This is a genomic window from Streptomyces sp. NPDC055287 (assembly GCF_053646035.1).
The window spans coordinates 16,990-30,324 of record NZ_JBSHNE010000011.1; the positions used below are offsets into that span (position 1 = coordinate 16,990).

Sequence of the window (13,335 nt, forward strand, 5' to 3'; positions counted from 1 at the left end):
ACCCGCTGCGCGTCCACCATACCGCAGCTAGGTAGGCTCATGGAGAGCTGTACCTGCCGTGGAACGAGGAGCCCCGTGACCACCCCCGAGTCGCCCCAGCCCGTCGCCGACGACGACAACAAGTCGCACGTCCCGCCGCTGACGACCCGCGTCGTCATCGCCGAGGACGAAGCCCTCATCCGCCTCGACCTCAAAGAGATGCTCGAAGAAGAGGGCTACGCGGTCGTGGGCGAGGCCGGTGACGGGCAGCAGGCCGTCGAGCTCGCCCGTGAGCACCGGCCCGACCTCGTCATCCTTGACGTGAAGATGCCCGTGCTGGATGGGATCTCCGCCGCCGAGAAGATCACGGAGGAGTCGATCGCCCCCGTCCTCATGCTGACCGCGTTCTCGCAGCGCGATCTCGTCGAGAGGGCCCGGGACGCCGGTGCGATGGCGTACCTCGTGAAGCCGTTCAGCAAGAGTGACGTCGTTCCGGCCATCGAGATGGCGGTGTCGCGGTTCACCGAGCTGAAGGCGCTGGAGAACGAAGTCGCGGATCTTACGCAGCGGCTGGAGACGCGGAAGCTGGTGGACCGGGCGAAGTCGGTGCTGCAGACGCAGTACGGGCTGAGCGAGCCGGCCGCGTTCCGGTGGATCCAGAAGACTTCGATGGACCGCCGCCTGTCGATGCAACAGGTGGCGGAGGCGGTCATCGAGGACGCCGAGGAGAAGAAGGCCGCGAAGGACCAGTAGGAGAAGAGACACGGCAGGAGGCCCGCACCCCCGTTTCGGGGTGCGGGCCTCCTGTGGTTGGTGCGGCTCAGTCCTCGCCGAGGTACGTCTTGCGGACGGACTCGTCGTGGAGCAGCTCGCGGCCGGGGCCGGAGAGCTTGATGGTGCCGACTTCCATGACGTGTGCCTCGTCCGCCAGCGACAGCGCGGCCTGGGCGTTCTGCTCGACGAGCAGGATGGTGGTGCCCTGTGCCTTGAGCTCGACGATGGTCTCCATGATCTTCTGCATCATGATCGGGGAGAGGCCCATGGAGGGCTCGTCCAGCATCAGGAGCTTCGGCTGGGACATCAGCGCGCGTCCCATGGCGAGCATCTGCTGCTCACCGCCCGAGAGGGTTCCGGCGGCCTGCCTTCTGCGTTCGCCCAGGATGGGGAAGAGATCGTAGGCGCGCTGGATGTCCTTCTCGATGCCCGCCTTGTCCGTCCGCAGGAATGCTCCGAGCTGGAGGTTTTCCGTGATGGACAGGCGGGGGAAGATGTGCCGGCCCTCGGGGGAGTGGGCGAGTCCGAGGGACACGATCTTGTGGGCGGGGACCCCGCTCAGGGGCTTCCCGTCGAAGGTGATGCGGCCGCCGGAGGGCTTGAGGAGCCCGGACAGTGTCCGCAGGGTGGTGGTCTTGCCCGCACCGTTGGTGCCGATGAGGGTGACGACCTGGCCGGCTTCGACGCTGAAGGAGATGCCCTTGACGGCTTCGATCTTGCCGTAGGCGACCCTGAGGTCCTCGACCTCGAGGAGAGCGGTCACTGGGTTTCCCCTTCCGGGCTGGTGGTGCTGGTGGTGCTGGTGGTGCTGTCCGTGCCTTCGGAGCTGTCAGAGCTGTCAGAGCTGTCAGAGTCGCCGGCGTCGTCGGCACTGTCTGTGTCGGCAGTGTCGGCAGCGCCGTCCGTGGCGTCGGAGCCGACGGTGCTCTCCGTGCTCTCGTCCGTGCTCTCCGCGCTGTCAGCACCGGCGGTCTTGGTGGTACTGACCGCGCTCTGGGCGACTTCGGCCGCTTCGACCTCGGCGGCCTCCTCCGCCCCCGGTGCGCCTTCGAACGGCGTACCGAGGTAGGCGGCGACGACCCGTTCGTCGCCCTGGACGACGGCGGCGGTGCCTTCGACGAGCTTCTCGCCCTGGACGAGGCAGGCGACGCGGTCGCAGAGGTTGAAGATGAAGCGCATGTCGTGCTCGATGACGAGTACGGCGATGCCCTGGTCCCGGATCGCGAAGATGAGTTCTTCGGTGACGCGGGTTTCCTGCGGGTTCATGCCGGCGGTGGGCTCGTCGAGGAGCAGCAGGCCGGGGTCGCTGGCGAGGGCGCGAGCGATTTCGAGCTTGCGCTGTTCGCCGTAGGGGAGGTTGCGCGCGAGGTGGTCGGCCTTGTGCTGGAGGCCGATGAACTCGAGCAGTTCCATGGCCCGCTTGTGGGAGGCGGCTTCGGCCTTCTTGAAGCCGGGGCCCCGCAGGAGGGCGGACCAGAGGCCTTCCTTGGTCCTGGTGTGGCGTCCGACGAGGACGTTCTCCAGGACGGTCATGTTGGCGAAGAGCCGGATGTTCTGGAAGGTACGGGCGATGCCTGCCTGGGTGACGAGGTGGGGCTTGGGCGGCAGGACGGTGCCCTTGTAGGAGACCTTGCCTTCGGTGGGCACGTAGAGCCCGGTGAGGCAGTTGAAGAAGGTGGTCTTGCCGGCGCCGTTGGGGCCGATGAGACCGACGATCTCGCCGGCGTTGACCTTGAGGTCGACCGAGCGTACGGCGGTGAGGCCGCCGAAGCGCATGGTGACGCCGCTGGCGTCCAGGACCGCGGTGGTCTCGGTGGTCCCGGTGGTGTTCTCGGTGGTGGTCGTCATGTCGTTCACGCCCCCGCCTTCGTGATGCCGACGCCGGAGTCGGTCAGGCCCTTGTCCGGTACGTCGAGTTGGTCGGTCTCGTGGTACTCGAGCTGGGCGCGCCGGTTGGCGATGAGGCCTTCGGGGCGGAAGCGCATGAGGAGGATCAGCGCGATGCCGAAGCCGAGCAGCTGGTAGTCCTGGAGGAACTGCAGCTTGGCGGGGATCATGTAGAGGAGCGTGGCGCCGATGAGCGGTCCGCTGATGGTTCCCATGCCGCCGAGGATGACGGCGGCGAGGAGGAAGGCGGAGTTGGGCGGCACGGGTCCGGCGAAGACGTACATCTCCGGTACGACGGTGCTCTGGACGTGTGCCTGGACCGTGCCGGCGAGGCCGGCGAGGGTGGCGCCGAGGGCGAACGCGATGAGCTTGACCCGGAAGCCGTTGATGCCCATGGCGGTGGCGGCGGTCTCGTCCTCGCGGATGGCGACCCAGGCGCGGCCGATGCGGGAGCTGCCTGCGCGGCTGAAGACGAGGATCACGAGGATCATCGCGAGCAGCATGAGCAGGTAGTAGTTGGCGTACGAGCCGAGTTCGAAGCCGGCGATGGTGTGGGATTCGCCGAAGTCGTATCCGAAGAAGACGAGGTCGGGGACGTTCGGTACGCCGTTGGGGCCGTTGGTGACCTGCGGGCCGGATACGCCGTCGAGGTTGCCGACGGTGATGCGGAAGATCTCACCGAAGCCGAGGGTGACGATGGCGAGGTAGTCGCCGCGCAGGCGCAGGGTGGGGGCTCCGATGACGACGCCGAAGATCAGGGAGACGGCGCCGCCGGTGAGGACGGATGCCCAGAAGGGGAACTGGACGTCGAAGGCGGATGCGGTGGTGCCTGAGACGAGCGCGGCGGTGTAGGCGCCGACGCCGAGGAAGGCGACGTATCCGAGGTCGAGGAGTCCGGCGAGGCCGACGACGATGTTCAGCCCGAGTGCGACGGTCGCGAAGATGAGGATGTTGACCGCGATGAGGGTGAACTGGTCGGTGTTCTGGGTGAAGGGGAAGGCTGCTGCGGCGACGAAGGCGGCTGCCACCGCGATGGAGCGGTACTTGGTGGTGAGCGCCGAGAGCCGTGCCATGAGGCCGGCCTTGAAGAGGGCGGTGATGGCGAAGCCGGCGGTGATCATGTAGCCGGTGAAGAGTTCGGCGTACTCGGTGTCGATGCCGTAGGTGACGACGAAGAGGCCGATCGCGAAGGCGGCGACGATGATCAGGATCTCGGCCCAGGAGGGGAGTTCCTTGGGTCGGTGCGCCTTGCGGGTGTCGTCGGGGAGCTGGAACGCCGCGGCGACGGGGATGAGGGAGGCGACGGCTGCGACGAAGCCGCCGGGTTCGAGGTTGACCACGCCGCCGAGTTCGACGGCGATGGCGATGACCGTGAACCAGGTGGTGCCGAGGGCACCGAGGGCGAGCAGCCGCAGGGCTTTGGTGGTGCCGGTGGGGGCCAGCCAGCCCAGGCCCTTGAGGTCCAGTGCGACGAGGGCGTACAGGGTGGTGAGGAGGCCCGCGACGAGAGTGAGGACCTGGAGGCCGCCGGGGTACCCGTAGACGGTGAGGTCGCCGGGGAACTCGTCGGTGTAGGTCCAGGACATGAAGGTGCTGGCGACGGTGGCGAGGCCACCCGCTGCGGTCAGCCAACGGAAGAGGTCGGCCCGGGCGCCGGTGTCGGCGGCCGCCGTCTCGGCTGTCGTGGTGTCGGTTGTCATGGCTCTCACGCCCGATCCGCGACGCGCTCGCCGAGCAGGCCCTGTGGCCTGACGAGGAGCACGACGATGAGAAGTACGAATGCCCAGACGTTGGCCCAAGCGCCGCCGCCGAGCTGCTGCATCCCGGGAATCTCTTCGATGTAGGCGATCGACAGGGATTCCGCGAGGCCGAGGACGACTCCGCCGACCATGGCTCCGTAGATGTTGCCGATGCCGCCGAGGACGGCGGCGGTGAAGGCCTTGAGTCCGAGGATGAAGCCCATCTCGAAGTTGATCTGACCCTTGTCGAGGCCGTACGCGACGGCTGCGACGGCGGCGAACGCGGCACCGATGGCGAAGGCCATGACGATGATGCGGTCGGTGTTGATGCCCATCAGCTTCGCGGTGTCGGGGTCCTGCGCGGTGGCCTGCATGGCGCGGCCGCTGCGGCTCTTGGCTACGAAGAGGCCGAGGGCGAGCATGCACGCGGGGGCGAGGACGAGGACGAAGGCGTCGGCGCGCTGGAGGTACAGGTTGTCGAAGATCTTGAACGACTCGCCCTGGAACTCGGGGAAGCTGCGCGGCTTCTTCGCGTCGGGGTAGAGGCCCCAGACAAGCTGCTGGAGAACAATCGAGAGGCCGATTGCGGTGATGAGCGGGGCCAGCCGTGGCGCGCTGCGCAGCGGGCGGTAGGCGAAGCGTTCCGCGGCGGTGGCGACGGCGACGGATGCGATGGCACCGCCGACGATCATGAGGGGGATGGCCACGAGCAGCGACGTTCCGCTGGGGAGCGCGATGTAGGCGGTGAGGGCGCCGAAGCCCCCGATCATGAAGATCTCGCCGTGGGCGAAGTTGATGAGCTGGACGATGCCGTACACCATGGTGTACCCGATGGCTATGAGGCCATAGAGGGCGCCGAGGGCAAGGCCGTTGGCCAGCTGTTGCGGCAGTTCGTGCACCGCAGGGCCTCCGATGAGCTTGTCGGATATGACTCCGCGCGAGGGCGCTGTTGCGCCCTCGCGCGGTGTGGGTCAGGTTGTGCTGTGGAGCGGGGGCTGTGCTGGGGTGGATCAGTCCTTGAAGGTGGCGGACTTGACGTCCTTCCAGACCTTGCCTTCGACCTTGTAGACGGTGAGCTGCTTGTTCGTGGTGTCGCCGTACTCGTCGAAGGCGACCTTGCCGGTCACGCCGTCGAAGGAGACCTTGGCCATGGCCTCGACGACCTTGGCGCGGGCGTCGTCGGGCAGCTTGCCGTCGTTGGCGGCCACGACGGACTTGACGGCCTGGATGATGGCCCAGCCGGCGTCGTAGGAGTAGCCGCCGTATGCCGCGTACGGGTCCTTGTAGCCTGCGGCCGCGTAGTCGGCGATGAACTTCTTGGCCGTCGGGAGCTTCTCGACCGGGTAGCCGATGGAGGTCGCGAAGTCACCGTCGTTCGCCACGCCGGAGGCGCTGATGAAGGCCGGGTCGTAGATGCCGTCGCCGCCCATGGTGGGGATCTTGGCGCCGGTCTTCTTGATCTGGTCGGAGAGCAGGCCGCCCTCGGGGTACTGGCCGCCGAAGTAGACGGAGTCGGCCTTCGACGCCTTGACCTTGTCGGCGGTGCTGGAGAAGTCGGTCTCCTTCACCGTGACGTGGTCGGTGCCGGCGATCTTGCCGCCGAGGCGCTTGAATTCGGCGGAGAAGATCGCGGCGAGGCCGGCGCCGTAGGTCTGCTTGTCGTCGACGACGTAGACCTTGCGCTTCTTGGCGTCGTTGTAGAGGTACTGGGCGGCGAACTTGCCCTGGACGACGTCAGTGGCGGCGGTCCTGAAGTAGGTCTTGAACGGGCGCTTGAACTCGCCCTTGCCCCAGTTGTCGCCCTGGCTCAGGGCCGGGTTCGTGTTGGCCGGGGAGACCTGGACGACGCCGGCCTTCTCGAAGTCGCCCTGCATGGACTGGGCGACGCCGGAGTTCAGCGGGCCGACGGCTCCGATGACGTCCTTGTTGCCGACGAGCTTGGCCGCGTTGGCCTTGCCGGAGGCGGGTACGGCCTGGTCGTCAAGGGCTTCGATCTTGAACTCGACGCCGGGGACTTCGTTGTTCTTGTTCGCGGTCTTGGCCGCGAGGTCCACCGAGTTCTTGATTCCCTGGCCGAGTGCGGACAGGGAGCCGGTCAGTGGTGCGTCGACACCGATGACGACGGTGGTCTTCTTGCTGCTGTCCTCGCCGCCCTTGTTGTCGTCGCGCGACCCACAAGCGGTGAGAGTCAGTGCTCCGGTCGTGAGCGCTGTGGTGATGATGAGCAAAGAACGGTGTCGCACGAAAAGTCCTTTCCCTGGCGCGGCCTCCTCTGCTGAGGTGCCGTGACGATCGCCGGGCCGTACTGGTTTGGTACTAGGGCCGTGCAGCAGACGCGCCCGGCGGCGCGGTGACTGGCCGTGACTCTAGGCGGAGGTGGAGGGGTCGTGGAGGTGTGAAGTCAGGATGTGACTCTCTTGTTATGCCAAGGCCAACGTTGGGTAGGGCAGTGCGGACGGATCGGGCGATACCTTCGGCGGCGGAAATGACCACATGCTGAGAACGTGCAGTTCCGCTGCGGCGCCTGTGCTGATCTTGGGTCCGGCGGCCGATGGATGGCCTGAAGGGCACTGGCGGGATCGTCGCCGTAGTCGATGTTGAGCGCGATGCGCGGAGTTTGATTGCGATCCCGTTACGCAGTGTTACATCAGGGGAGGGTGGCTTGTTTCCGCCCGGTGCCGTTGCCTGATCCGGCCTGCCGTGTGGTGCCGCGGCGGTGAGGGGGCGGTGGGATCGTCAACGGCCTTGTGTGCGAAGGGTGTTCGCGCGGACGGGGGCTGTTGTGGGGCCTATCGGGGTGCGCGCCAGTTCTCGGAGCTGCCGGTGGCGCCGTTCCGGGCGGCGCATTCCTGCTTGGCCAGTCGGTCGATCAGCCTGAGCCCTGCCGCGCGGCCTCGGCGCTTCGCCTCGGCGCGACCTGCGGCGACGATCTCCTCGTGCAGGGTGTACTGCTCATTGGACAGCCCCTTCTGCTCCCAGTCGAGGCCTGACCATTTACTGCCCTTGAGCGTCTCTTCGGCCCAGTACGAGACGAGTTCTGTGCATATCTCCTCGGGCGAGGTCTTGTGGGGAGTGGGGGAGGGTGTCGCGGGCCGGGCGGCCGGGCGGGAAGCCGAGCAGCCCGCGACGGCCAGTGCGGCCAGGAGCGCACAGGCGGTGTACCTGGCCGGAGCGTGCGGTCTGGTCCCCATGGGGAAACGCTAGGCCGTCACGATCTGTGACACAACAGGCGGAGGCCGGTCGGGAAGGGGAGGCCGGTCCTTACGGCAGCTTCGTGAAGGGGGAGAGGGAGGCGCGGGCCCCGGGTGTGTCCAGCCGGTAGGTGACGTTGGTGGCGTAGCAGGGGGTGTCGCCGGTGATCGTGGTGGCGACCAGGGTGCGCCGACCGGCGAGCGTGGCGAAGTTCGGGCCGCCCGAATCGCCGTAGCAGGCACCGCCGTTGCCCTGGGGTGCGGTCATGGAGAGCCGCAGCCACGCGTCGTTGAGTGCGTTGTACGTGACGGGGGCCTTCATGCGTACGCCGCCGCCGGGTGGGTGTGGCCGCCGGGTCCGCGCAGGGCTTCCTGGGTGCCGTACCCGGCGACGGTGAAGGCGGCGTCGTCGAGGCCCTGGGGGCCGAGGGCGTTCAGGGCCCCGGTAGGCGGGGTGGTTGTGGGCCGAACCCCGGACGGCGACCGCTTCGGCGACGGCTGCCGGATCGCCGGGGTACTGGGCCGCGGCCTTGTCGAGGCCGGCCTGCACGTCCTGGTCGAGGGAGACGTAGAACTTCACGTTGTCGGGCCAGTCGGTGGTGCAGTGCGCGGCGGTCAGGAACGTATCCGCGTCGATCATGACGCGTACTGCGGTCAAGCCCTTGGGTGTGGTGGGACGGGCGCTCTCCTGTGGGGGTGGGGTCAGCGAACCGGTTGCGTTGGTGGAGGGGCAAGAGGGCTGGGGGAGAGGGGCGTTGCGGTCTGGTGCCGGAGGGGTCGGCGCGGTGGAATGTGTGCGCGCTCTTCATGTGATCGTCAGTTCCGGGCCCCTTGGAGGCAGCCACGATGGCGAGATCCACCGGTATACGTACGTCGGCACGCGGGCTCGGCACGGCGGCACTGGCCGTCTCCCTGCTCGCAGCGCTTCCCGCGCCCGCCGCGCAGGCGTACGACGAGCCCGCTCCCGTACCCGCTCCCGTACGCGCGTCCGGGTCCGCGTCGACGCCCGCGCTGAAGATCGTCGGCGATGAGACCCGTCCGGTGTTCTCCCGTGCGGACGCCGTCTACCAGCAGGTGGACATCGAGACGGAGGCGGACAGCGACCGCGACGGCAGGCGGGACACCGTACGAATGCGGATTCTGAGGCCGAAGGAGACGGACACCGGGCTGAAGGTCGCCACCATCATCGAGGCCAGTCCGTACTGGGGCGGCGGGCCCGATGTCCCGTTCCACCCGGTCGACCTGGACGAGGACGGGCTGCCGGACGGCGGCGCCGGAAGGCCGGGCCCGAAGGTGCGTACGCCCGGTCTGGTCGGGCCCGCTGTTCCGTACTCCGGTTACTACGACAACTACTTCCTGCCGCGCGGCTACGCGGTGGCGCAGCTCGACAGTGTGGGGACGGGCGGGGCGACCGGCTGTTCGACATCGGGCGGGAGCAACGAGACGCTCGGTGCGAAGGCCGCCGTGGACTGGCTGAACGGGCGGGCGAAGGGCTGGGACCTGGAAGGGAAGCCGGTCGGCGCGGGCTGGTCGACGGGCAACGCGGCCATGATGGGGATCTCGTACAACGGGACTCTGCCGACGGCGGTGGCTACTACGGGCGTCGAGGGCCTGAAGGCGATCGTGCCGATCTCAGGGATCTCCTCCTGGTACGACTACTACCGGGCCAACGGCGGCGTCGTGGCGCCCGGCGGTTATCAGGGCGAGGACACCGACATCCTGGCCAAGGGTGTGTACAGCAGGGCGGATCAGGAGATCTGCGAGCCGGTGCTGGACGGACTGACCGCCGAACAGGACCGGAAATCAGGAGACTTCGGGCCGTTCTGGGAGGAACGCGACTACCTCAAGGACGTCGGCAGGATCAAGGCCGGGGTCTTCGTCGTCCATGGTTTCAACGACTGGAACGTGAAGACGAAGCACTCCGTCGCCCTGTGGGACGCGCTGAAGAAGCACGGTGTGCCGCGCAAGATGTGGCTGCACCAGGCGGGTCACAGCAACCCGATGCCGCTGCGCATGGAGGAGTGGCTGCACCAGACGCACCAGTGGTTCGACTACTGGCTGTACGGGCTGGACAACGGCGCCCCGGACGAGCCGGCGGTCGATGTGGAGCAGGCCGACTTCAGCTGGAAGCGGCAGTCGCAGTGGCCCGCGCGCGGCACGCGGAAGATGAAGCTGCGGCTGAACGCGGACGCCGGCCTGTCACCGAGCCCGGGGCTCCCGGTGCGGCAGGCTCTGACGGACGCGGGGCGTACGGTCAGGGCCGAGCAGTTGGTGGCCGCGCCGGACGTGGCGAACGCGAACCGGCTGGCGTACACGAGCGAACCGCTGGCGCGGGACCTGCGGGTCAACGGTGTGCCGCGGGTCTCGGTCCGCGCCTCGTTCAGGGGGACCTCGCCGTATGTGACGGCGCTGCTGGTCGACTACGGCACGGACAGCCGGGCGACGGCGGGGACCGTGACGGACACCTCGCAGCAGGTCTGCTACGGCGAGGGCATCCCGGGCACGGCGGAGACGGGGTGCGCGTACCGGACGAGGCACCGTACGGAGACCGCCGACTTCAAGATCGTGTCGCGTGGGTGGCTGGACGCCCGCAACCGGAACTCCGAGGCGCGCCAGGACCGGGTCGTGGAGGGCCGGGAGTACCGGCTGCAGTGGGACATGCAGCCGCAGGAGTACGTGGTCAGGAAGGGGCACCGGCTGGGCGTGGTGCTGATCTCGACGGATTACGACTACACGCTGCGCTACCCGGCCGGGACGTGGATGACGGTCCGGGCCGGGGTCAGCAGTGTGACGCTGCCGGTCGCTCCGTGATCAACGGCTGGCAGCCGCCGGTCACATGCGCCGGCCGCCGATCAGCCCTTGAGGCCGTCCGCGTCGCGCAGCAGGCAGGTCAGGCGGGCCGTGCAGACCCGCTTGTCCTGCTCGTCGGTGATGACGATTTCGTACGTCGCGGTGGAGCGTCCGCGGTGGACGGGGGTGGCCACCCCGGTCACCAGGCCGCTGCGGGCTCCCCGGTGGTGTGTGCAGTTGAGGTCCACGCCGACAGCGACCTTGCCGGCGCCGCCGTGCAGCATCGAGCCGATGGAACCGAGGGTCTCGGCGAGCACGGCCGAGGCCCCGCCGTGCAGGAGCCCGTACGGCTGGGTGTTGCCCTCGACGGGCATGGTGCCGACCACGCGCTCCGCGGAGGCCTCGATGATCCGCACGCCCATGCGGGTGCCGAGATCTCCGGCGGAGAAGAGAGCGGGCAGGTCGACGCCCAGCTGGGCGTACTCGTCGATGACCTCTTGCGGGAACTTCACAGCTGCGGTCTGCTCGCCCATGGGGCCCTGCTCCGATCGTCGTACGGCATCCATCGTCCTTAAGCGAACGCTTAGGCGGTGGGTGATTGTTCCAGACGCACAATGACGGACTTGCTCGCGGGGGTGTTGCTGGTGTCCGCGGTGGCGTCGAGAGGCACCAGCACATTGGTCTCGGGGTAGTAGGCGGCGGCGCAGCCCCGCGCGGTCGGGTAGTGCACGACGCGGAAGCCGGGGGCGCGCCGCTCGAGGCCGTCCTTCCACTCGCTGACGAGGTCGGTGTACGCCCCGTCGGCGAGGCCCAGCTCGCGGGCGTCGTCGGGGTTGACGAGGACGACGCGGCGGCCGCCCTTGATGCCCCGGTAGCGGTCGTCGAGGCCGTAGATCGTGGTGTTGTACTGGTCGTGCGAGCGCAGGGTCTGGAGCAGCAGCCGGCCCTCGGGGAGCGTCGGGTACTCGACGGGCGCCGCGGTGAAGTTGGCCTTGCCGGTGGCGGTGTTGAAGCGCCGTTCGTCGCGCGGGCCGTGCGGCAGGGTAAACCCGCCGGGGCGCGCGACGCGTGCGTTGAAGTCCTCGAAGCCGGGAACGACCCGGGCGATCCGGTCGCGGATCGTGCCGTAGTCCTTCTCGAAGTCTTCCCAGGGCGTGTGGGACGCGGGGCCGAGGACCGCCCGCGCCAGACGGGCGACGATGGCCGGCTCGGACAGCAGGTGCGGGCTCGCGGGGGCGAGGTTGCCGCGCGAGGCGTGCACCATGCCCATGGAGTCCTCGACGGTGACGAACTGCTTGCCGCCCGCCTGTACGTCCTTGTCGGTACGTCCGAGGGTGGGCAGGATCAGCGCGCGGGCGCCGGTGACGGCGTGCGAGCGGTTGAGCTTCGTCGACACGTGGACCGTCAGGCGGGCCTTGCGCATCGCGGCTTCCGTGACGTCGGTGTCCGGGGTGGCGCCGACGAAGTTGCCGCCCATCGCGAAGAAGACCTTGGCCTCGCCGTCGCGCAGCGCCTGGATGGACCGTACGACGTCGAAGCCGTGGTGGCGCGGCGAGGTGATCCCGAATTCCTTGTCGAGGGCGTCGAGGAACGCGGGGGCGGGGCGCTCGAAGATGCCCATGGTGCGGTCGCCCTGCACGTTGGAGTGGCCGCGCACGGGGCACACTCCGGCGCCGGGGCGGCCGATGTTGCCGCGCAGCAGCAGGAAGTTGACGACTTCACGGATGGTCGGCACCGCGTGCTTGTGCTGGGTCAGGCCCATGGCCCAGCACACGATGGTGCGCCGGGAGGCGAGGACCATCGCGAGGGACTGCTCGATCTTCGCGCGCTCCAGACCGGTGGCGGCGAGCGTCTCTTCCCAGTCGGCTTCGCGTGCGGCGGCCGCGAACTCCTTGTACCCGTGCGTGTGTTCGCGTACGAACTCCTCGTCGACCGCGCCGTCCGATTCGACGATCAGTTTGTTGAGCAGCCGGAAGAGGGCCTGGTCGCCGCCGAGGCGGATCTGGAGGAAGAGGTCGGTGAGAGCCGCTCCCTTGATCATGCCCTGGGGGGTCTGCGGGTTCTTGAAGCGTTCGAGTCCGGCTTCGGGCAGCGGGTTCACCGAGATGATCTTCGCGCCGGCGGCCTTGGCCTTCTCCAGGGCGGTGAGCATCCGCGGGTGGTTGGTGCCCGGGTTCTGTCCGGCGACGATGATCAGGTCGGCCCGGTGCAGATCTTCGAGGGAGACGCTGCCCTTGCCGATGCCGATGGTCTCGACCAGGGCCGAGCCCGACGACTCATGGCACATGTTGGAGCAGTCCGGCAGGTTGTTGGTGCCGAATTCGCGCGCGAAGAGCTGGAGCAGGAACGCCGCCTCGTTGCTGGTGCGGCCCGAGGTGTAGAAGACGGCCTCGTCGGGGGAGCCGAGCGCCCCCAGCTCCTCCGCGACGATCTCGAAGGCCCGCTCCCAGGTCACCGCGTCGTACCGGTCGGCGCCCTCCGCCAGGTACATCGGCTGGGTGATCCGGCCCTGCTGCCCCAGCCAGTACCCGCTGCGTGTGGCGAGGTCGGCCACGGGATGCGCGGCGAAGAAGTCGGGGGTGACGCGGCGCAGCGTCGCCTCCTCGGCGACCGCCTTCGCGCCGTTCTCACAGAACTCCGCCGTGTGCCGCTTGTCCTCCTCGGGCCACGCGCAGCCGGGGCAGTCGAAGCCGTCCTTCTGGTTGACCTTGAGGAGGGTTCGCGCCGTGCGGCGCACGCCCATCTGCTGCTGGGCCATCTTCAGCGTGTGCCCGATGGCGGGGAGCCCTGCCGCGGCGTGCTGGGGAGCGGCGACCTGCGGCGCGTCCTGGACCGGGTCACCTGTGGGCGGCTTGGTAGCCATGGCGCTCCCCTTTGAGCGTGCGGTTCTGTTACGTACATCTCCGATCCTGTCACGCTGCGCCGACAGTGCGAGGGCGCGGGCCCGCATTGTCAGTGGCGCGGCCTAGGATCGT

At 68.5% G+C, this 13,335-nt stretch carries 11 protein-coding genes; 2 read left to right on the top strand and 9 right to left on the bottom strand.

Annotation, left to right across the window (positions count from 1 at the left end; translation table 11 throughout):
• Positions 1-75 precede the first annotated feature (75 nt).
• Positions 76-732, top strand: a complete 657-nt coding sequence (locus tag ACWIHY_RS18935; RefSeq protein ID WP_454376780.1) for an ANTAR domain-containing response regulator — start codon at positions 76-78, stop codon at positions 730-732.
• 67 nt (positions 733-799) lie between these two features.
• On the opposite strand, the gene ACWIHY_RS18940 is transcribed toward ACWIHY_RS18935, so the two are convergent.
• The 7 genes from ACWIHY_RS18940 to ACWIHY_RS18970 form a co-directional block, all read right to left on the bottom strand.
• A complete protein-coding gene (locus ACWIHY_RS18940) occupies positions 800-1,516 on the bottom strand; it encodes an ABC transporter ATP-binding protein (RefSeq protein WP_454376781.1) in 717 nt (238 codons plus the stop codon).
• The gene (locus ACWIHY_RS18945) at positions 1,513-2,601 is read right to left on the bottom strand and encodes an ABC transporter ATP-binding protein (RefSeq protein WP_454376988.1); all 1,089 of its coding nucleotides are present in this window, start codon (positions 2,599-2,601) and stop codon (positions 1,513-1,515) included. Before ACWIHY_RS18945 ends, ACWIHY_RS18940 begins: the two co-directional genes overlap by 4 nt.
• Positions 2,602-2,606: 5 nt before the next feature.
• Positions 2,607-4,340 carry a branched-chain amino acid ABC transporter permease gene (locus tag ACWIHY_RS18950; protein ID WP_454376782.1) on the bottom strand — a complete coding sequence of 578 codons (1,734 nt, stop codon included), beginning with the start codon at positions 4,338-4,340 and terminating at the stop codon, positions 2,607-2,609.
• A 5-nt stretch (positions 4,341-4,345) separates the two neighbouring features.
• Positions 4,346-5,278: a branched-chain amino acid ABC transporter permease gene (locus ACWIHY_RS18955; protein WP_454376783.1), complete on the bottom strand. Its 933-nt coding sequence runs from the start codon at positions 5,276-5,278 to the stop codon at positions 4,346-4,348.
• A 111-nt stretch (positions 5,279-5,389) separates the two neighbouring features.
• Positions 5,390-6,622, bottom strand: coding sequence for a branched-chain amino acid ABC transporter substrate-binding protein (locus ACWIHY_RS18960; RefSeq protein WP_454376784.1), 1,233 nt, complete (start codon positions 6,620-6,622; stop codon positions 5,390-5,392).
• A gap of 546 nt (positions 6,623-7,168) precedes the next feature.
• A complete protein-coding gene (locus tag ACWIHY_RS18965) occupies positions 7,169-7,570 on the bottom strand; it encodes a hypothetical protein (RefSeq protein ID WP_454376785.1) in 402 nt (133 codons plus the stop codon).
• A gap of 70 nt (positions 7,571-7,640) precedes the next feature.
• The gene (locus ACWIHY_RS18970) at positions 7,641-8,228 is read right to left on the bottom strand and encodes a hypothetical protein (protein WP_454376786.1); all 588 of its coding nucleotides are present in this window, start codon (positions 8,226-8,228) and stop codon (positions 7,641-7,643) included.
• Positions 8,229-8,416: 188 nt separating this feature from the next.
• Between ACWIHY_RS18970 and ACWIHY_RS18975 the strand changes: the two genes are divergently transcribed.
• A complete protein-coding gene (locus tag ACWIHY_RS18975) occupies positions 8,417-10,381 on the top strand; it encodes a Xaa-Pro dipeptidyl-peptidase (protein WP_454376787.1) in 1,965 nt (654 codons plus the stop codon).
• A gap of 41 nt (positions 10,382-10,422) precedes the next feature.
• Here the strand turns inward: ACWIHY_RS18975 and ACWIHY_RS18980 are convergent, their stop codons facing one another.
• Positions 10,423-10,893 (bottom strand): PaaI family thioesterase, encoded by a 471-nt coding sequence (locus ACWIHY_RS18980; RefSeq protein ID WP_454376788.1) that lies wholly within the window; start codon positions 10,891-10,893, stop codon positions 10,423-10,425.
• Between the two features lie 50 nt (positions 10,894-10,943).
• Complete coding sequence (locus tag ACWIHY_RS18985; RefSeq protein WP_454376789.1) at positions 10,944-13,223, bottom strand: FdhF/YdeP family oxidoreductase; 2,280 nt, start codon at positions 13,221-13,223, stop codon at positions 10,944-10,946.
• Between the last annotated feature and the right edge of the window lie 112 nt (positions 13,224-13,335).

Excerpts from the sequence above, each read along its gene's own strand:
- ACWIHY_RS18945 (WP_454376988.1), bottom strand. The coding sequence starts at position 2,601 with ATGACGACCACCACCGAGAACACCACCGGGACCACCGAGACCACCGCG.
- ACWIHY_RS18950 (WP_454376782.1), bottom strand. The coding sequence starts at position 4,340 with ATGACAACCGACACCACGACAGCCGAGACGGCGGCCGCCGACACCGGC.
- ACWIHY_RS18965 (WP_454376785.1), bottom strand. The coding sequence starts at position 7,570 with ATGGGGACCAGACCGCACGCTCCGGCCAGGTACACCGCCTGTGCGCTC.
- ACWIHY_RS18975 (WP_454376787.1), top strand. The coding sequence starts at position 8,417 with ATGGCGAGATCCACCGGTATACGTACGTCGGCACGCGGGCTCGGCACG.
- ACWIHY_RS18980 (WP_454376788.1), bottom strand. The coding sequence starts at position 10,893 with ATGGGCGAGCAGACCGCAGCTGTGAAGTTCCCGCAAGAGGTCATCGAC.
- ACWIHY_RS18985 (WP_454376789.1), bottom strand. The coding sequence starts at position 13,223 with ATGGCTACCAAGCCGCCCACAGGTGACCCGGTCCAGGACGCGCCGCAG.